Raw genomic sequence first — 17,557 nt, forward strand, 5'->3', positions numbered from 1 at the left:
CGTCCTACAGTGCCGACATGGACTTCCAGGTGTCCCAGTCCAGCAGCCAGTCCATGACATCCGAGCTCGTCGGGAAGTTCGCCTTCGAGCCGGTGACCTCGACCGGGTCGCCGATCAGCGCCGAGTCGAAGTAGGCCTTGGCATCGGCTTCGAGCAGGTTGACGCAGCCGTGCGAGGTGTTGTCCTTGCCGATGTTGGCGCGGTTGTCCTCGTTCTCGTGGATGAACTCGCCGTGGTTGGAGATCCGGCAACACCACTTCTTCTTGATGTTGGTGTAGCCGTAGCGCGCATTGTCGAAGATCGCGGTCGGTTCCCTGGTCATGACGATCACGGTGCCGTTGGGCGTGTTGAGCTCCGGGTCGTTGTCCCGGCCGTTGCTGCATGGGTAGTTGGCCACCTCGGCGCCGTCGCGGTACACCCGCATCCGGTGCTCCGGGGTGTGCACCTTGACGACCTGGTTACGGCCGATCAGGAACGTCGTCGTGACGTCGGCGCGGCCGTACGCGCCTCCGCCGTAGTGCACCCCGTACAGCTTGGCGGTGACGCTGACCTCGGTGTTCGCCGGCCAGTACTCCCTGGGCCGCCAGTCGACCTGCCGATCGGACAGCCACGCCCATGAGCCCTCCACCTCGGTGGACGTCTCGACGCTCAGCGCACGCTGCACGGCCGTGCGGTCACTGACCGCCTCGGCGAACTTCACGCTGATCGGCATGGCCACCCCGACCTCGGCGTGGTCGACCGGGTTGAGCGTGGCCCGCACCTCGCGCGCCGGCGTCACCGTCGCGAAGCTGCCGCCGAGCTCGGCGACCTTGTCATCGCTGCCCTTGGCCTTCGCGGCGTAGGTGTAGGTCTTGCCGTAGCCGAGCGGCTCGGAGCTGGTCCAGACCGTCTTGTCCGCGTTGAGCTGGCCGGCGACCGCCGTGCCCTCGGCATTGGTGAGCTGCACCTCGGTGAGGGCGCCGTCGGTCACCGAGACCGTGACGGGCTTCAGGACGGGGACGTCCGCGGCCTCGACGACGGGGTCGACGGTGATCCGTGCCTTCGGCGGAACGCTGACCGGATCCACGTCGGCCGTGCCGCCCGTGCGTTCGGAGCAGGCAGCGAGCAGACCCGCGGAGCCCGCCACCGCGGCGACTCTGAGGACCGTGCGCCGTTCGATCACCTGTCAACCTCCTGTACCCCGCCGCGGAATCCACACGCGAGCTGTCCCACGTTACCTGGCAGCATGCAGCTATGAGCACGCGTACCGCAGTCATCACTGGAGCGAGCGCCGGCATCGGCGCGGCCACTGCCAGAGCGCTCGCCAAGGCAGGCTTCCACGTCGTACTCGGCGCGCGACGTCTCGACCGGCTGCGGCCACTGGCCGAAGAGCTGTCCGGAGTCGCGCATCAACTGGACGTCACAGACGCCGATTCCGTTGCCTCCTTCACCGACCGGATCGCGGAATGCCAGCTGTTGGTCAACAACGCCGGTGGCGCCCGTGGTCTGGAGCGGGTCGAGGACGCCGACGAGGAGCACTGGCGGTGGATGTGGGAGACCAACGTCCTCGGCACCCTACGGATGACCAAGGCCCTGCTGCCCAAGCTGATCGCCTCCGGTGACGGGCACATCATCACGGTCACCTCGATCGCGGGACACGAGGTCTACGACGGCGGCGCCGGATACACCTCGGCCAAGCACGCGCAGTCGGCACTGCACCGGACACTGCGCTCGGAACACCTCGGCGACCCGGTGCGGCTCACCGAGGTCGCGCCGGGCATGGTGGAGACGGACTTCTCGGTCAACCGGTTCGCCGGCGACTCCACGCGTGCGGAGAAGGTCTACGCGGGCCTGCAGCCGCTGACCGCCGACGACGTCGCCGAGGTGATCGCCTTCGCCGCGACCCGGCCGGCGCACGTGAACCTCGACCAGATCGTCCTCAAGCCGCGTGCCCAGCTGAACGGCTCCCGGGTGTACCGGGAGTGACCGTTCACAGTGCGCAGTTGATCAGCAGTGGTTCGGGATGGAGGGTCACGCCGAAACGGGCGTGAACGCCGTCGCGGACCTCGCGTGCCAGTGCGAGGAGGTCCGCTGTGCTCGCGGAGCCGCGGTTGGTCAGCGCGAGCGTGTGCTTGGTGGACAGGCTGACGCGCCCCCCGGGACCGGCGTGCCCCTTGGCGAAACCGGCACGCTCGATGAGCCACGCGGCGGACAGCTTCACCCCACCGTCGGCCGGGTACTGCGGCACCGGCACGTCGGCGCCGACACCATCGGCGATTCGCGCCAGCACGCCGGGTACCTCGGCCGCGGCGACGATCGGGTTGGTGAAGAACGAGCCTGCGCTCCACGTGTCGTGGTCGGCGGCGTCGAGCACCATGCCCTTCCCACGACGCAGCGCCAGCACCGCTTCCCTGGCCGCGGCGGCGGGCACGCGGGTGCCGGCCTCGACGCCGAGGGTGCGGGCGAGCTCGGCGTAGCGGATCGGCGCGGACAGCCCGTCGTCGTAGAGGCTGAACCGGACACGCAGCACTACGCCGGCCTCGGTGCCCTTCAGCACGCTGGTCCGGTAGCCGAAACCCAGCCCGGAGGCGGGAATCGTGCGGACCTCACCGCTCGCCCGGTCGTAGAAGTCGATCGAGTGCAGCAGCTCGCTGATCTCGCAGCCGTACGCGCCGACGTTCTGGATGGGGGTCGCACCCGCCGAACCGGGGATGCCCGACAGGCACTCCAGTCCGCCGATACCGGCGTCGACGGTCGCGCCGACGAACTCGTCCCAGTCCTGCCCCGCGGCGACGGTCGCGCCGTCCCAGCCGGTGGTGGCGATACGGACGACGGTGCCCGTGAATCCTGCGTCTGCGACGACGAGGTTCGAGCCGCCCCCCAGCAGCAGCACCGGCTCACCCGCGGCGTCCAGCTCACGAACAGTGGTCACCAGCTCGTCCGTGGTGTCGGCGATCAGGAACCGGTGCGCCGGGCCACCGAGCCGCAGCGTCGTGTACCCGCGCAGGGCGTGCTGGGTGGGCGTTTCCGCAGTGCTCACAACCGGCAACGGTACTGTCCCTGGCATGGCATCCCGTATCGAGCACCGTGCGACGTTCGCGCACAGCGTTGCCGACGTGTTCGCCGCCCAGTCGGATACGGACGCGCTGCGTGCGCGCCTTGCCGGGATCGGCGGCAAGAACGCCACGCTGCAGGATCACGCCGTGACGGCCGACGGTGTCCGGTACACCCTGCTGCAGGGTGTACCGGCGGAGAAGCTCCCGCAGGCGATTCGCGCGCTGCACAAGGGCGATCTGACCGTGCGCAGGGAGCACACCTGGTCCGCCGCGGGCGAGCGCTACACGGGCACCATCAGGGCGCAGGTCAGCGGGGTGCCAGGGGAGATCACGGCACGCACCGAGCTGAGCCCCGATAGCGCCGACCACAGCGTCCAGCGCACCCAGGGCGAGGTCACCGTCCGCATCCCCTTCGTCGGCGGGAAGCTCGAAGGCTTCATTGCCGAGCAGGTCACGGGTCTACTCGACGCGGAGGCCCAGTTCACGGCGAAGTGGCTCGCGCGCGAACGCTGATCGGCGCGCCGACGCGCGGCACCACCAATCCGAACCGCCTACGCAGGATCGACCGCTGGCTCACCGCCGACCAGGGTGTCGCGCGGGTGTTGTCGGCTGCTGTCGCGCCGCTGGTCGTCGATCTCGGATACGGGGCCTCACCGGTGACCACGGTGGAGCTGGCGCGGCGGCTCGCCACCGCTTTCCCCGACGTGCGGGTGCTGGGGCTGGAGCTCGACCCGGAACGCGTCGCCGCCGCCGCACCAGCAGCGGACCCGCCCCGGCTCGACTTCCGCCAGGGCGGTTTCGAACTGGCAGGCACGCGGCCGGTTCTGGTGCGCGCGTTCAACGTCCTGCGGCAGTACGCCGAACAGGACGTGCTGCCGGCGTGGGAGGCGATGCTGGGCAGCCTCGCTCCCGGCGGGCTGCTCGTGGAGGGCACCTGCGACGAGATCGGCAGGCTCTGCTCCTGGGTCACCGTGACACACGACGGGCCGCGCACACTGACGTTGTCCTGCAAGGCGGACACTCTCGACCGTCCGTCCACTGTGGCCGAACGGCTACCCAAGGCGCTGATCCACCGCAACGTGCCGAGTGAGGCCGTGCACGAGTTGCTCTCGTCGCTGGACGCGTGCTGGGCGACCGCGGCACCGTTCGCCGCATTCGGCCCACGGGCACGGTGGACCGAAGCCGTGCGGCTGCTCACCGAACGTGGCTGGCCGGTCCTCAGTCGCCGGCACCGCTGGCGGCTCGGCGAGCTGACGGTTCCGTGGGACTCCGTGGCTCCCGGCCTTCGGCCCGGTAGGGGCTGCCCCTGAGTTGTCCCTGAGATCGCTCTCAGGTCGTGGTGTCTATACGTCCCCGGCTGTCATCGTCGGCAAGGTGGGGGCGCCGAGCGGCCACTCGGCGCCCCCGAAGACATGAGCCGATGATCGGAGACATCCCATGCCCTCCCTTGCCACGGTACCGACGCAGGCCTACTCCACCTCGATCGCGCACGATGCCGCTCAGGTTCGCGCGGCGCAGCGCCTGCGGACCGCGGTGTTCGGTGACGAGCTGGGCGCGGCGCTGCCCGGCGCGCTCGACAGCACCCAATTCGACACAGACGAGTTCGACGCCGTCTGTGACCACCTGATCGTCACGCACGAACCGACTGGTGAGGTGGTCGGCACCTACCGGCTCCTGCCGCCGGGGCGCACTCGCAGTCTGTACTCGGCCGGCGAGTTCGATGTCAGCGCACTCGCGCCCCTGCGCGGTTCCCTGATCGAGGCCGGACGCTCGTGTGTGCACCCTGACCACCGCGGTGGCTCGGTGATCAACCTGATGTGGTCGGCACTCGCCCGCTACATGCTGCTTTCCGGGCATCGCTACCTCGCCGGCTGCGCCTCGGTGCCGCTTGCCGACGGCGGGCGCGCCGCGATCAGCACGTGGCGGCTCGCCGAGTCCCGGCACGCCGCCCCCGCGAACTACCGGGTTCAGCCGCACCAGCCCTGGTCGGGCCCATCCCACGCCGAGCGGCCGAGCTACGCCCACGTCCCGCCGCTGCTGCGCGGGTACCTGCGGCTCGGCGCCTGGGTGTGCGGCCCGCCCGCGCACGACGAGGCGTTCGGTGTGGCCGACTTCTTCGTGCTGCTACGGCTGGATCACCTCGACGAGCGCTACCTGCGTTACTTCCTCGGTGACGCACGGTGAACGCTTACCGAGCGGAGTCGCCCTGCGCACCGGACTGCGCCGTCCACGCGCTCGACCCGGTGCCTGCCGGCGTGACGGCACGGCGGGGGCTGGAGCTCGCGGGGGCGCTCGCCGGGCGCGGCGCACCAGGTGAGCGCGCCGCGGCCGTTTTCCGCGCGCTCGACGTCACGCTCGAAACCAACGTCGAGCGGCTGAGCGTTCCTGGCGCGACCGGCACCCTCGTCGTGGCCAACCACGTGTCCTGGCTGGACATCGTGGGCCTGCTGGTCATCGAACGGCTCGGTTTCCTCGCCAAGCGGGAAGTGGCGCACTGGCTGGTGGTGGGCACGGTGGCCACGCGGCTGGACACCCTGTTCGTCGATCGATGGGCACTGCGCTCGCTGCCACGCAGCGTCGCCGACCTCGCCGCACGACTGCGTCAGGGGCGCTCGGTGGCCGTGTTCCCCGAGGCGACGACGTGGTGTTCGGCGCCGGGTGGGCCGTTCCGGAGAGCGGTGTTCCAGGCCGCGCTGGATGCGGGCGCACCGGTGCGGCCGGTGACGTTGAGCTACCTGCAGCGCGGCGAACCGAGCACCGTGGCGGCGTACGTGGGTACGGACACCCTCGCCCGCTCGGTGGGCAGGGTCGCCCGCGCGCGGGACCTGGCACTGCGCGTGCACGCCTGGCCTGCACTGGAGCCTGTCGGCGACCGGCGGGAGCTGGCCGCGCGGGCCAGGCAGGCCGTGCTCGGCGTGGAGCCTGCGCGTGGCTGAGCTGCTGCACAACTTCACAGCCGTGCTGGCGGATCTGCTGGATTCGCCCTGGCTGTGGCTTGTTGTGCTCGCTGTCGCCGGCCTGGACGCGCTGCTGCCGTTCATGCCGAGCGAGTCGACGGTGATGGTCGTGGCCGTGCTGCTCGGCGGTGACCTGGCCGGGCTGACACTGCTCACCGTGGTGGCCGCGACGGGCGCGCTGGCCGGTGACCTGCTCGGCTACTGGCTGGCACGCAGGGCCGGGCCGCGCACGCTGCGGCGGCTGCAGCGCAACGAGAAGGGCAGGCGGCACTACGAGTGGGCCAAGGACAGGCTCGACCGCCATGCCACCCTGCTCATCGTCGCCGGGCGTTACGTGCCGGGCGGGCGCGTCGCCTCCGCGCTGGCGACCGGCAGCCTGCGGTACCCCGCGGGACGCTTCGCCGTGCTCGACGCGATCGGCACGACCGTATGGGCGGTGTACGCGGTGGCGATCGGCCACCTCGGTGCCACACAGTTCGCCGGCGAGCCGGTCAAGGGCATGTTGCTGGCCTTTGCCGTCGGATTGCTTGCTGTCGCGTGCGTCGAGCTCGGGCGGCGGCTACTCTCGCGCCGTGGACTACGCGAGGTTCGTCGCGGCGATCGAAACCCACAGCGACGGTCTGCGAGCGGCCGCGGTGGCGGCCGGACCGAACACAACGGTGCCCTCATGTCCCAAGTGGACAGTCCAGCGGCTGGTCCGGCACATTGCCCGGGTACATTCCTGGGTGATCGCGGCAGCGGCCGACCCGACCGGTGAGCACGTTCGCGCGGCGGCCCCGCCGGAGGAGTGGGCGGAGCTGCTCGCGTGGTGGGACGTGCAGCGGGCGCACCTGCGCGCGACGTTCGACACCGATCCGGACACTCCGGCGTGGTTGCCCTTCGCCTCCTACCCACCCGTCATCGGGTCCTGGGCGCGGCGCCAGGCACACGAGGCCGCAATCCACCGGATCGACGCGGAGCTGGCGGCGGGTGGCGACACGGTGACGTTGGATCCCGAGTTCGCCGCCGACGGCATCGACGAGCTGCTGACCATGGTCGTGTACCGCAAGACGACGGACTGGACGGCGTTCAGCACGAAGGGCACGGTGCTCGTGGACGCCGAGGACGTCGGCAGGCTGTGGTCCGTGCGGCTGGCGCCCGGCACGGCGCCCCAGTTCGACGAGCAGCCCTTCGAGGCGGACCTCACCATGGAGGGCAGCGCCGACGCGGTGTACCGCGCGCTCTGGCGTAGGCCGAGCAGCGCCGCGATCAGCGGCGACACCGCGCTGCTGGAACCGCTCAGCCCGCCCTGAGCACCACCCCGTGAGCGGGACCCGTGAGAATGGGAAACCGTGCCCCAGCAACGCCAGTACGTGATCACCTTCGGCTGCCCGGACCGCACCGGGATCGTCGCCCGGATCGCCTCGTTCCTCGCCGAGGCAGGCGGGTGGATCGTCGAGGCCGCCTACCACACCGATCCGGACACCGGCTGGTTCTTCACCCGCCAGGTCGTGCTCGCCGACTCACTGCCCTTCGACGTGGACGAGCTGCGGGCGCGCTTCGCCGGGGTCGCCAGGTCGTTTGGCGCGGAGTCGAACTGGCGCGTTGACGACACCGGCGAACGCCCCAGGGTCGTGCTTATGGTGTCGCGGGAGGGCCACTGCCTGTATGACCTGCTCGGCAGGGTCGCCTCCGGCGAGCTGGACGCCGACGTCCGTGCCGTGATCGGCAACCACGAGGTGCTTGGCGACATCACCAGAGCGCACGGGATTCCGTTCCACCACGTGCCGTTCACCGGCGACAAGGTGGCCGCGTTCGCCGAGGTGGCCAAGCTCGTCGACGAGCACGATCCCCATGCGGTTGTGCTCGCACGGTTCATGCAGATCCTGCCGCCCGAGCTGTGCGCGGCCTGGGCCGGGCGGGCGATCAACATCCACCACAGCTTCCTGCCGTCGTTCATCGGTGCCAGGCCCTACCACCAAGCCCACACGCGTGGCGTGAAGCTGGTCGGCGCGACCTGCCACTACGTCACCGCGGACCTCGACGCGGGACCGATCATCGAGCAGGACGTGATCCGCGTCGACCACGGCGACTCGGTGGCCGACATGGTGCGCAAGGGCCGCGACATCGAGAAGGTCACGCTCGCTCGCGGCCTGCGCTGGCACCTAGAGGGCCGCGTGCTGGTGCACGGCAACCGCACCGTTGTCTTCTGACTTCCTACGCCGCCGGTTGGGCACGATCAGCGGGGTGCCGGTCTCCGGATCGTCGATGACCCTGCAGGGCAGGCCGAAGACGTCCGCCACCAGCTCGGCGGTGATGATCTCGCCAGGGTCGCCCTGCGCGGCGATCTCACCGCCGGGCCGCATGACGATGAGGTGGGTCGCGTAGCGGCAGGCCTGGTTGAGGTCGTGCAGCACCGCCACCAGCGTGTGCTTGCCGTCCTCGTGCAGGTCGGCACACAGGTTGAGCACCTCGACCTGGTGGGCGATGTCGAGGTAGGTCGTCGGCTCGTCGAGCAGCAGGATCGACGTCTGCTGGGCGAGCACCATCGCCAGCCACACCCGCTGCCGCTGGCCACCGGAGAGCTCGTCGACGAGGCGATCGGACAGCTCCAGCACTCCGGTGAGCCGCATCGACTCGGTGACCACCGCCTCGTCCTCCGACGACCACTGGCGCAGCAGCTTCTGATGCGGGTACCGGCCACGGGCGACGAGGTCGCCCACCGTGATACCGCTCGGCGCGATGGACGTCTGCGGCAGCAGGCCGAGCCTGCGCGCGACCTCGCGGGACCGGTACGCCGAGATGAGCCTGCCGTCCAGATACACCCCGCCGGTCTTGGGCCTGAGCATCCGCGCCAGCGCCTTGAGCAGGGTGGACTTACCGCAGGCGTTCGGGCCGATGATCACCGTGAAGGAACCGTCGGGTATCTCGACCCCGAGGTCGGTGGCCACGGTGGCCTGCTCATAGGCCAGCGTCAGATTCTCCGCGTACAGCCGGGTCACGTGTACCTGCCCTTTCCGCGCCATTCCGACGCCAGCAACCAGATCAAGTACAGCCCGCCGATGCAGCCGGTCGCGGTGCCGACCGGTAGCTGGGCCGTGGGGAAGAGCTGCTGGATCGCGAGGTCCCCCGCGGTGAGCAGCAGCGCGCCCAGCAGTGCGGAACTGACCAGCCCCGGTGCGGACGCGCGGGTGAGCCTGCGGGCCAGCTGCGGAGCCGCGAGCGCGACGAACGCGATCGGCCCCGCCGCCGCGGTCGCGAACGCGGCCAGCAGCACGCTCACCACGATCAACACGGCGCGGCTGCGCTGAACGCCGACGCCGAGCGCCTTGGCAGAGTCGTCGCCGAGCTCCATCATCGAGAGTGACCGCGCGTGGTACAGCGCGACGGGCAGCAGCACGGCGAGCGCGAGCGCGGCAGCGGTGACGTGCTCCCAGCCGCGGCTGTTGACGCTGCCGACGAGCCAGGCCTGCGCCGTCAGCGCGTCGTAGAGGTTGGCGCGCGTGATCAGGTACGAGTTGGTGGCGACCGCGAGCGCGTTGATCGCGATTCCCATGAGGACGAAGCGAACCCCCTGCACGCCACGGGTGAACGCGAGCAGGTAGATCAGCGCGGCCGCGGTGATGGCCCCGATGAGTGCACCCGCGGCGACCTGGAGCATGCCACCGCCGAACACGATGATGACGAGCAGCGCGCCGGTCGCCGCACCGCTGTTGAAGCCGATGACGTCAGGGCTGCCGAGGGAGTTCGCGGTGAGGGTCTGCAGGATTGCGCCGCTGACGGCCAGCGCCGCACCGACGAGCAGCGCGGTCAGCAGGCGCGGCAGCCGGAGCGTGTTGACGATGAAGTCGGCGGCGCCCTCGCCCTGGCCGATGACGGCATTGAGGACGTCCGGAATGGACAGTTGGTACGTGCCGGTGGTGAGCGTGACGGCCATGACGGCGAGCAGCGCCACGGTCAGGCCGAGGCAGACCGACACCGCGCGGGCATCGAGGCGCAGGGACAGCGTTTCGCGCCGGGTCCGCAGCACCCGGCCTGTCACGACGGGCGTCACAGGCTGGCCAGCTTTCGCTTGCGGCACAAGGCGATGAACACGGGCACGCCGATCGCGGCGGTCACGATGCCGACCTGGATCTCCGCCGTCGGCGGGATGACCCTGCCCAGGATGTCCGCGCCGACGAGCAGCAGCGGCGCGAGCACGAGCGAGTACGGCAGCACCCAGCGCTGGTCGGGGCCGGCGATCAGCCTTGCCATGTGCGGCACCGCCAGCCCGACGAAGCCGATCGGACCGACCGCCGCGGTCGCGGCACCGCACAGCAGCGTGATCGCGATGGCCCCGCCGGCACGGATGCGATCGGGATGCGCACCGAGCGCACGGCCGAGGTCCTCACCCATCGCCAGCGCGTTGAGCGGGCGGATCAGCAGCAGCGCGACGACCAGGCCGACAACGATGAACGGCAACACCGGAACGAGCACGCCGTAGTACCGCCCTGCCAGCGAGCCGACCTGCCAGAACCGGTACTCGTCGAACGCCTCCGGATCCATCAACAGCACAGCGCTGTTGAACGCGAAAGCCACAGCCGTCACCGCGGCGCCGGCGAGCACGAGCCGTTCCGGGGTGGCGTCGCGGCGGCCCGACGAGCCGAGGGCGTAGACCACCACCGAGGCGACCGCCGCACCGGCGAAGGCGAACCAGACGTAGCCGAGTACCGAGGAGATGCCGAAGAACGCCAGGGATATCACGACACCCGTTGACGCGCCCATAGTGATGCCGAGCAGGCCAGGATCGGCCAGCGGGTTACGGGTGAGCGCCTGCATGAGCGCGCCGGCGACGCCGAGCGCGGCACCGACGAGCATGCCCAGCAGCGTGCGCGGAATGCGGTACTCGTGGATGACGACCGCATCGTTGGAACCGTCGTTGGTCCAGAGCACGTTCCACGTCGAGGTGAACGGGATGTCCTTGGAGCCGAGCCAGATGCTCAGCAGGCCGAGGACCACCAGCCCACCGACCGCGACGAGCAGCCCGGCCGTTCTGGCCGCGGTGGACGCCCGGCCCGGCCGCACGACATGGGTCGGCTGCGGCATGGGCGGGGCGACGGACATAAGGTGAGGCTAACCGAAGAAGTGTGGGCTGGTCCATCGTGACGAAGTTCGCGTTCCAGAACCAGCCGGCGCCGAACTTAAGATAGCCTAACCTCCGTAATTGCGGAGGTGGTCCAGTCATGCCAACGGGGCGGGACGTCCTGCGGGACTCGATTTCCGGGCAGCGGCGTCTCATCGGCGGCGCCGCCGTGCTCGGATCGGTGCACCAGGGCGGCGAGGCGCTCGTGCCCGTGCTCGTCGGCGTGGTGATCGACCAGGCCGTCTCCACCGGGTCGGCCGGTGCGCTCGTGCACTGGCTGGTCGTGCTTGCCGCCGTGTTCGCCGCCCTGTCACTGAGCTACCGCTTCGCCGCACGCGCGGGAGAACGCGCGTCCGAACAGGCCGCGCAGGCGCTCCGGTTGCGGCTGACCCAGCGGGTGCTCGATCCGCGAGGCGGTGCGGAGGCAGGCAGGCTGCCGGGCGCGCTGGTCAACATCGCCACCGGCGACGCGAAGCGGGTCGGCGTGGTCAACCTGGCGCTACCGTTCGCGGTGGCCGCACTCACCGGGCTGCTGGTCAGCGCCCTGTTGCTGCTGCGGATCTCGGTGCCGCTCGGACTGCTCGTCCTGCTGGGCACCCCGCCGCTGCTGTGGCTGACGCACCTGATCGGCAGGCCGCTCGAGCGGCGCAGCAGTGTCGAGCAGGAGCGGGCCGCGCACGCCTCCGGCGTCGCCGCCGATCTGGTGTCCGGCCTGCGCGTGCTCAAGGGCATCGGTGCCGAGGCCGCCGCGGTCGCCCGCTATCGCAGGACGAGCCGGGAGTCGCTGGCCGCGACACTACGCGCGGCGCGCGCCCACGCCGGGCACGACGGTGCGATCCTCGCCCTCACCGGCATCTTCATCGCGGTCGTGGCACTGGTCGGTGCACAGTTGGCGGCAGCGGACTCGATCACGGTCGGCGAGCTGGTCGCCGCGGTGGGCCTCGCGCAGTTCCTCCTCGGGCCGTTCCAGATCTTCGCCTGGATCAACAGTCAGCTCGCGCAGGGCAGAGCCTCGGCGGAGCGGGTCGCGTCGGTGCTGTCGGCGCCGCCCGCGGTGGGTGCCGGGACGCGCGCGGTACCCGAGCGGATCAGTGGGCGGGTGCGGCTGCGTGGTCTGACCCACGGCAGCCTGCGCGGCGTGGACCTCGACATCGCACCTGGCGAGCTGCTCGGCGTGGTGGCGGCCGATCCCGCGTGCGCGGCACAGCTGCTCGACTGCCTTGCCCGCGAGGCGGATCCCGCGGCGGGCGCACTGGAGCTGGACGGTGTGCCGTTCACCGAACTGCCACCGCACGAGCTCCGGGGAGCCGTACTCGTCGCCGCACACGACGCGGACCTTTTCGAGGGGAGCCTGCTGGACAACGTGGTGACCGGAAGCCTCGACGTGGATCGCGCCATGGCCGCGGCGGCGGCCGACGAGGTGGCGCAGGCGTTGCCACGCGGCGTGCACACGGCGGTCGCCGAGCGCGGGCGATCGCTGTCCGGCGGGCAACGGCAGCGCGTCGCGCTCGCTCGTGCGCTCGCCGCGGACCCGCCTGTGCTCGTGGTGCACGATCCGACGACGGCAGTCGATGCGGTCACCGAGGCTCGGATCGCTACGGAGCTGCGCGAGATCCGGCGAGGCCGCACGACCGTCCTCGTCACGACGAGCCCGGCGCTGCTGGCCGCCACCGACCGGGTCGTGGTACTCGACAGCGGCACGATCACCGCGGAGGGCACCCACGCCGAACTGGTCCACGCCGACCCCAGGTACCGATCGGTGGTGCTCTCGTGACCGACCGCGAACTGCTGCCCACCGCGACCGGCAGGCGCACTGCCTCCGTGGTCGCCGAACTGCTCCGTTCGCACCGTCTTCTGACGGTCGGCGCGTTCGGCGTGCTGACCGCCGCAACCGGAATCGGGCTCCTCACCGCGCCCCTGCTCGGGCACATCGTCGACCTGGTGGCCGACAGCAGTACCGCCTTCACAGTGCCGATCGTGCTGCTCGTGGTGGTCGCGCTGGCCCGCGGCGCGGCGAACGCGTGGGGGCTCGCCCTCGTGTCGCGCCTCGGCGAGAGCATGCTGGCCACCTTGCGCGAACGCTTCGTGGAGCGCGCGTTGAGCCTGCCGCTGGAACGCGTCGAGCAGGCCGGTTCCGGTGACCTGACCTCGCGGGTCACCAGCGATGTCGCCGTCATCGCGAAGTCGGTGCGTGAGGCGCTGCCCGAGCTGGGCCGGTCCGTGCTGACGATCGTGCTCACGCTGGCCGGACTCGCGGTGCTGGACTGGCGGTTCCTACTCGCGGCGCTGCTCGCCGCGCCGATCCAGCTGTTGACCATGCGCTGGTATGTTCGCCGCGCGATCCCGCTGTACGCCGCGCAGCGCGTGAAGGACGGCGAGCAGCAACAGCAGCTGCTCGACACGGTCGGCGGGGCGCGCACCGTGCGGGCCTTCCGCCTCGACGCGGAACATCTCGGCCGGGTACGGCAGCGCTCGCAGGACGTCGTGGACATCATGATGCGGGGGACCCGGCTGGCGACGCGCTTCTTCTCCCGGCTCAACCTGGCCGAGTTCGTCGGTCTGGCGGCCGTGCTCGTGGCCGGGTTCGTTCTGGTGGGCAACGGCAGCGCGACCATCGGAACGGCGACGACGGCCGCGCTGTACTTTCACAGCCTGTTCAATCCCATCAACGCCGCACTGGCCCTTGTGGACGACGCGCAGTCGGCCGCGGCCAGTCTGTCCCGGCTCATCGGAGTCGCTGACCTGCCCGCAGAACGGCAGCCTGCCCAGCCGCCGGTCCCGGTGGACGCGTCGGTCAAGGCCGCGGGCCTCGGCCACGCCTACGTCACCGGCCACGACGTGCTGCGCGATGTGGACCTCGAGGTCGCGCCGGCCGAGCGGGTGGCACTGGTGGGCGCCAGTGGTGCGGGTAAGACGACGCTGGCCAAGCTCATCGCCGGCATCCACCGGCCTGCCGCCGGTTCGATCGCGCTCGGCGGTGTGGATCTCGACGAGCTGGGACCGCAAGCCATCCGCCGGGCCGTGGTGCTGATCAGCCAGGAAGTGCACGTGTTCGCCGGACCACTGGCCGACGACCTGCGCCTGGCCGAACCGGAGGCGAGCGAGGAGCGGTTGCGCGCCGCGCTCGACCGGGTCGGGGCGCTGCCGTGGGTGGACGCGTTACCGGATGGACTGTCCACTGTGGTCGGTGATGGGGCGCATCGGCTGACGGTCACGCAGGCACAGCAGCTGGCACTGGCACGGCTGGTGCTTGCCGATCCGCCGATCGTGATCCTCGACGAAGCGACCGCGGAGGCGGGGAGCGCGGGTGCCCGCGTGCTGGAGAAGGCGGCGGCGAGCGCGCTCGAAGGCCGGACGGGACTCGTGGTCGCCCACCGACTGACGCAGGCAGCCGCCGCCGACCGGGTCGTGGTCCTCGATGCCGGCCGCATCGTGGAGACCGGCACCCACGAGGAGCTGGTCGCCGCAGGTGGCCGCTACGCGGCGCTGTGGCAGGCCTGGTCGGACCACCGGTCCACCGCCGGTTGACCGTAGGCGCTGGCACCGGCCAATCGCTAGCCGCGTTCCACCCACGCGGACAGCAGGTCGTCCGGTCCGAGCACCTGTACTCCCTCGATCGGTGTGACTCCCGCCCCGTTTCGAGAGACCGCGATGAGCGGGGTCGTGTCGGTGGCACCGGGAAGCTGCGCGCGATGCCGCATCAGCCGTGCCACATCGCGCAGGTCGAAGGGGCGCTGTTCCAGCCATTTCACCGAGCCCACCACTGTGATGGCCTGGGCGACCGGTTCCCGGTCGGCGCCCACGATGTCGATCTCGGGATCGTTCGTGCGGGTCCAGTAGCCGCCGACGACCCGTGTGCCCTCCGGCAGCACATCGGGTGGCAGGCGGCGCAGCGATTCCCGGACCACCGGCTCGATCGCCCGGCCACGCCACGTCGTCCAAGACGCCGTGATGCGGTCGAGCACCAGGTCACCGCGGCCTCGTTCGATCTCGGCGATATGGGTGCCGAGGAACGCGAGCCAGAACCGCAGGTAGGAATCCGCGACCGTGTAGCGGGTGTCCCTGGACGGCCGGGTCGACAGTGGAACCATGGCCTCGACGATCCGTTTCGTCGTGAGCAGGCGTAGCGAGCGGTTGAGCGATGCCTGCGGCAACCCGCCCGCGGCCCGGCCAATGCGCGCGAACGTCCGCTCCCCGGCACCGATCGCGGTCAGCACCTGCCGCGCCTGTACCTCGACGGGAAACTCGGCCGCGAGAGCGCGTTCGGCGCTGACGAGCAAGGCCGACGTGGGATCGCCGACCGCATCGGTGAGGTAGTCGGTCACGGTCACACCTCGTGGCCACTCGTCGAGGATCAGCGGCAGTCCACCGGTGACCAGGTACGCGTCGAGGGCCTCGGCGGCAGGCAGCGCGAGCATGTCGGCGACGTCGGCTGGGCTCAGCGGTGGTATGACCAGTTCGGTGGCGCGTTGGTGGAACGGGCGACCGTACTCGTTGAGCGCCTCCATCATGGCCAGGTCGGAACCAATGCACAGCAGGAGCACGGGTCGGCGGGACAGCTCCCGGTCGAACACCTTCTGCAACGTTCCCTCGAGGCCGGGATCGTTGGCGAGCAGGTAGGGCAACTCGTCGAGGACAATCACATTGGGGCGGTCATCCGCCAGCGCTGTGGCCAGCAGCCGCAGCGCCGCGTCCCACGAGCGTGGGGTCTGATCCCGGAAGAGCTCCGCTCCCGGCAGGTCCGAGGCGGCCGCCGCCTCGGTGAACAGCGCCAGGTCGGTCTCACGATCGGGTTGTGCCGAGGCGGTGAAGAAGAGCGCGGGAACGCCGGCCCGGTCGATGAACTCCTCGACGAGCCGGGACTTGCCGACCCGGCGGCGACCACGGATCAGCATCGCGCGGCCAGGACGGTTGGCCCGTCCGCCGGATGCGCTCCGTTCCAGCGCCCGGTTCAGCAATGCCAGCTCGCGGGAGCGCCCGATAAACGACATGAAGCACCATCCAAAGTAACTATCATCGATGATAGTAACATAAATGTTAGTAACATCGACCATGTCAGACTGAACGCGCCTCACACCGACGCCACGTCACCCCCTGTCACCGACCGGCCCACCCCCGGCACAACCAGTTCGCCGGGGGACATCACCCTGCCCCTTGACAAACAGCCACCCCATATCAGAACGGTGGTGGGTCGCGGAGTGGTTCGGGGCGGCTGGTGTAGGTGGCGCCGGATGGTGTGGTGACCGTGACGGCGGCGGTATCGGGGTAAAGCCGGTATGTCCACCCTGGCCGGTCTTTCAATCGATGGTGCCGACGACAGTAGTTGACCAAATTGGACGGACTAGTTCGGCCGCGTTGCTGCCAAGGGGTGTGGTGGTCGTTGTCGCCGAAGTGGGCGGGCCGGTGGCAGCCGGGGAAGCGGCATTCGCGATCCCGTACCCGCACGAACTCGTCGGTGACCGCCGGCGGCCGATACCGTTGTCACCCAACGTCGATCGGCGCCCCGGTGAGAGGATCGGTCACAATCCGCCGCCAGGTCGAGGAGGGTTCTTCGGCGATCTCTCGTGCCACCGAAGCGGGAATCGGCCCGTATCCCGCCAACTGGGCGGGATCGTCGTTCAACCCGGCCAGAGTCGTGAGATCAACGTAGACGTGGACGTCGGCCTTCGCCCCCGACCCATCGGTGTTCGAACCAAGCAACAGCTCAGCGAACACATCGGCCCGAAGTTGGTCGAGCGTGCGCGATTCGTTGGCACCGCACAAGGTACGGGCCATCCGATCAATCCGGCGTAGGCGGAGGAGGCAACCTCAGCGGGCAGGTCAGCGAGCAACGTGGACATCCCGTCCTCACCAGGCAGCAACTGCACCGACCTCTCAGTCCGACGGTGGTCCGCGCGCCGGGCAGCCCCCTCAGGATCGGCCTTCAAAGCCCAGTAAGTAGCAACCCGTCGCACCTGATAAGGATTCTTACCGTCAAGCTTCGGGGCGACGGCGTGGTCGACCTCCCGAGCCTGCTCGTCATTGAGCCAAGCCGTAGCGCTGGCAACTTTCGAAGCCCGATAAGAATCGACAACACCGGACTCCATAGCAGCCAAAGTCCGAGGCAACCGATGAACCAAAGCAGTAGACAGATCCAGAACCCGCCGAGCGTGCTGCTCACTCACCGAGAGCACCAACGCCAACTCAGCGGCGACATCCGGGGCATGCCCGCGAAAGTCATCGAGCTCGTCGATGGTCCGATGCAACGAGGCATCAACCCACATCTTGAGCCGATTAAGACCCTCAATCTGGGCCAGAATTTGTTGGCCTAGCAAGGAATCCCCCACAAGACCCATCATACCGCACCGAGTAGCGCACTACAAGCAAGGTTGACAATGATACCCGGACCGTGGGGGGAACTGTCGCTAGTAGACAGTGAGACCACCCCAACCACAGGAGCGACAGTTTCACACGGCGCGCCGAAG

Annotated in this window: 16 protein-coding genes and 2 pseudogenes; 10 read left to right on the plus strand and 8 right to left on the minus strand. The window is 70.0% G+C overall.

What is annotated here, in order from left to right; translation table 11 throughout:
- Positions 1 to 4: 4 nt before the first annotated feature.
- A complete protein-coding gene (locus ABZ863_RS01315; protein ID WP_358529537.1) occupies positions 5 to 1,162 on the minus strand; it encodes an Ig-like domain-containing protein in 1,158 nt (385 codons plus the stop codon).
- Positions 1,163 to 1,233: 71 nt separating this feature from the next.
- On the opposite strand from ABZ863_RS01315, the gene ABZ863_RS01320 reads away from it, so the two are divergent.
- Positions 1,234 to 1,965, plus strand: coding sequence for an SDR family oxidoreductase (locus ABZ863_RS01320; RefSeq protein WP_358529540.1), 732 nt, complete (start codon positions 1,234 to 1,236; stop codon positions 1,963 to 1,965).
- Between the two features lie 4 nt (positions 1,966 to 1,969).
- On the opposite strand, the gene ABZ863_RS01325 is transcribed toward ABZ863_RS01320, so the two are convergent.
- Complete coding sequence (locus tag ABZ863_RS01325; protein ID WP_358529542.1) at positions 1,970 to 3,019, minus strand: UDP-N-acetylmuramate dehydrogenase; 1,050 nt, start codon at positions 3,017 to 3,019, stop codon at positions 1,970 to 1,972.
- Positions 3,020 to 3,044: 25 nt separating this feature from the next.
- Between ABZ863_RS01325 and ABZ863_RS01330 the strand changes: the two genes are divergently transcribed.
- The 7 genes and pseudogenes from ABZ863_RS01330 (at position 3,045) to purU (ending at position 8,184) form a co-directional block, all read left to right on the plus strand.
- On the plus strand, positions 3,045 to 3,548 hold the full coding sequence (locus ABZ863_RS01330; RefSeq protein ID WP_358529543.1) for a DUF2505 domain-containing protein: 504 nt from the start codon (positions 3,045 to 3,047) through the stop codon (positions 3,546 to 3,548).
- Complete coding sequence (locus ABZ863_RS01335) at positions 3,527 to 4,345, plus strand: class I SAM-dependent methyltransferase (protein ID WP_358529545.1); 819 nt, start codon at positions 3,527 to 3,529, stop codon at positions 4,343 to 4,345. Before ABZ863_RS01330 ends, ABZ863_RS01335 begins: the two co-directional genes overlap by 22 nt.
- Positions 4,346 to 4,472: 127 nt before the next feature.
- Positions 4,473 to 5,219 carry a GNAT family N-acyltransferase gene (locus ABZ863_RS01340; protein ID WP_358529547.1) on the plus strand — a complete coding sequence of 249 codons (747 nt, stop codon included), beginning with the start codon at positions 4,473 to 4,475 and terminating at the stop codon, positions 5,217 to 5,219.
- Complete coding sequence (locus ABZ863_RS01345; RefSeq protein ID WP_358529550.1) at positions 5,216 to 5,971, plus strand: lysophospholipid acyltransferase family protein; 756 nt, start codon at positions 5,216 to 5,218, stop codon at positions 5,969 to 5,971. The genes ABZ863_RS01340 and ABZ863_RS01345 overlap by 4 nt, the downstream gene beginning before the upstream one ends.
- Positions 5,964 to 6,749 carry a DedA family protein gene (locus tag ABZ863_RS01350; RefSeq protein ID WP_358529553.1) on the plus strand — a complete coding sequence of 262 codons (786 nt, stop codon included), beginning with the start codon at positions 5,964 to 5,966 and terminating at the stop codon, positions 6,747 to 6,749. Before ABZ863_RS01345 ends, ABZ863_RS01350 begins: the two co-directional genes overlap by 8 nt.
- Positions 6,646 to 7,284, plus strand: a pseudogene (locus tag ABZ863_RS01355) (maleylpyruvate isomerase family mycothiol-dependent enzyme); the annotation flags it as partial. The gene ABZ863_RS01350 and the pseudogene ABZ863_RS01355, both read left to right, overlap by 104 nt.
- 39 nt (positions 7,285 to 7,323) lie before the next feature.
- Complete coding sequence (gene purU, locus ABZ863_RS01360; RefSeq protein ID WP_358529556.1) at positions 7,324 to 8,184, plus strand: formyltetrahydrofolate deformylase; 861 nt, start codon at positions 7,324 to 7,326, stop codon at positions 8,182 to 8,184.
- Here the strand turns inward: purU and ABZ863_RS01365 are convergent.
- Genes ABZ863_RS01365 through ABZ863_RS01375 form a run of 3 tightly spaced genes read right to left on the minus strand, consistent with a single transcriptional unit; the run spans position 8,137 to position 11,056 of the window.
- The gene (locus ABZ863_RS01365; RefSeq protein WP_358529559.1) at positions 8,137 to 8,997 is read right to left on the minus strand and encodes an ABC transporter ATP-binding protein; all 861 of its coding nucleotides are present in this window, start codon (positions 8,995 to 8,997) and stop codon (positions 8,137 to 8,139) included. The genes purU and ABZ863_RS01365 overlap by 48 nt on opposite strands.
- Positions 8,970 to 10,025, minus strand: coding sequence for an iron chelate uptake ABC transporter family permease subunit (locus ABZ863_RS01370; protein WP_358529562.1), 1,056 nt, complete (start codon positions 10,023 to 10,025; stop codon positions 8,970 to 8,972). Before ABZ863_RS01370 ends, ABZ863_RS01365 begins: the two co-directional genes overlap by 28 nt.
- Positions 10,022 to 11,056 carry an iron chelate uptake ABC transporter family permease subunit gene (locus tag ABZ863_RS01375; RefSeq protein ID WP_358530468.1) on the minus strand — a complete coding sequence of 345 codons (1,035 nt, stop codon included), beginning with the start codon at positions 11,054 to 11,056 and terminating at the stop codon, positions 10,022 to 10,024. Before ABZ863_RS01375 ends, ABZ863_RS01370 begins: the two co-directional genes overlap by 4 nt.
- 137 nt (positions 11,057 to 11,193) lie before the next feature.
- Between ABZ863_RS01375 and ABZ863_RS01380 the strand changes: the two genes are divergently transcribed.
- On the plus strand, positions 11,194 to 12,867 hold the full coding sequence (locus ABZ863_RS01380) for an ABC transporter ATP-binding protein (RefSeq protein ID WP_358529565.1): 1,674 nt from the start codon (positions 11,194 to 11,196) through the stop codon (positions 12,865 to 12,867).
- Entirely contained in the window at positions 12,864 to 14,621 is a 1,758-nt protein-coding gene (locus tag ABZ863_RS01385) for an ABC transporter ATP-binding protein (protein ID WP_358529568.1), read from the plus strand. The genes ABZ863_RS01380 and ABZ863_RS01385 overlap by 4 nt, the downstream gene beginning before the upstream one ends.
- 26 nt (positions 14,622 to 14,647) lie before the next feature.
- Here ABZ863_RS01385 and ABZ863_RS01390 read toward each other — a convergent pair whose 3' ends face one another.
- From ABZ863_RS01390 to ABZ863_RS01400, 3 genes and pseudogenes are all read right to left on the minus strand, one after another.
- On the minus strand, positions 14,648 to 16,084 hold the full coding sequence (locus ABZ863_RS01390) for a DUF234 domain-containing protein (protein WP_358529570.1): 1,437 nt from the start codon (positions 16,082 to 16,084) through the stop codon (positions 14,648 to 14,650).
- A 490-nt stretch (positions 16,085 to 16,574) separates the two neighbouring features.
- Positions 16,575 to 16,868, minus strand: a complete 294-nt coding sequence (locus ABZ863_RS01395) for a hypothetical protein (protein WP_358530520.1) — start codon at positions 16,866 to 16,868, stop codon at positions 16,575 to 16,577.
- 86 nt (positions 16,869 to 16,954) lie between these two features.
- Positions 16,955 to 17,431 (minus strand): annotated as a pseudogene (locus ABZ863_RS01400) (DUF222 domain-containing protein); the annotation flags it as partial.
- Positions 17,432 to 17,557: the final 126 nt, after the last annotated feature.

This window comes from Saccharomonospora sp. NPDC046836, assembly GCF_040645195.1.
Taxonomy (GTDB): Bacteria; Actinomycetota; Actinomycetes; order Mycobacteriales; family Pseudonocardiaceae; genus Prauserella_A.

What these genes read in the sequence shown, in the direction of transcription:
- ABZ863_RS01395 (WP_358530520.1), bottom strand. Translation starts at nt 16,868, where the DNA reads ATGGCCCGTACCTTGTGCGGTGCCAACGAATCGCGCACGCTCGACCAA.
- ABZ863_RS01340 (WP_358529547.1), top strand. Translation starts at nt 4,473, where the DNA reads ATGCCCTCCCTTGCCACGGTACCGACGCAGGCCTACTCCACCTCGATC.
- ABZ863_RS01375 (WP_358530468.1), bottom strand. Translation starts at nt 11,056, where the DNA reads ATGCCGCAGCCGACCCATGTCGTGCGGCCGGGCCGGGCGTCCACCGCG.
- ABZ863_RS01390 (WP_358529570.1), bottom strand. Translation starts at nt 16,084, where the DNA reads ATGTCGTTTATCGGGCGCTCCCGCGAGCTGGCATTGCTGAACCGGGCG.
- ABZ863_RS01330 (WP_358529543.1), top strand. Translation starts at nt 3,045, where the DNA reads ATGGCATCCCGTATCGAGCACCGTGCGACGTTCGCGCACAGCGTTGCC.
- ABZ863_RS01365 (WP_358529559.1), bottom strand. Translation starts at nt 8,997, where the DNA reads ATGGCGCGGAAAGGGCAGGTACACGTGACCCGGCTGTACGCGGAGAAT.
- ABZ863_RS01320 (WP_358529540.1), top strand. Translation starts at nt 1,234, where the DNA reads ATGAGCACGCGTACCGCAGTCATCACTGGAGCGAGCGCCGGCATCGGC.
- ABZ863_RS01380 (WP_358529565.1), top strand. Translation starts at nt 11,194, where the DNA reads ATGCCAACGGGGCGGGACGTCCTGCGGGACTCGATTTCCGGGCAGCGG.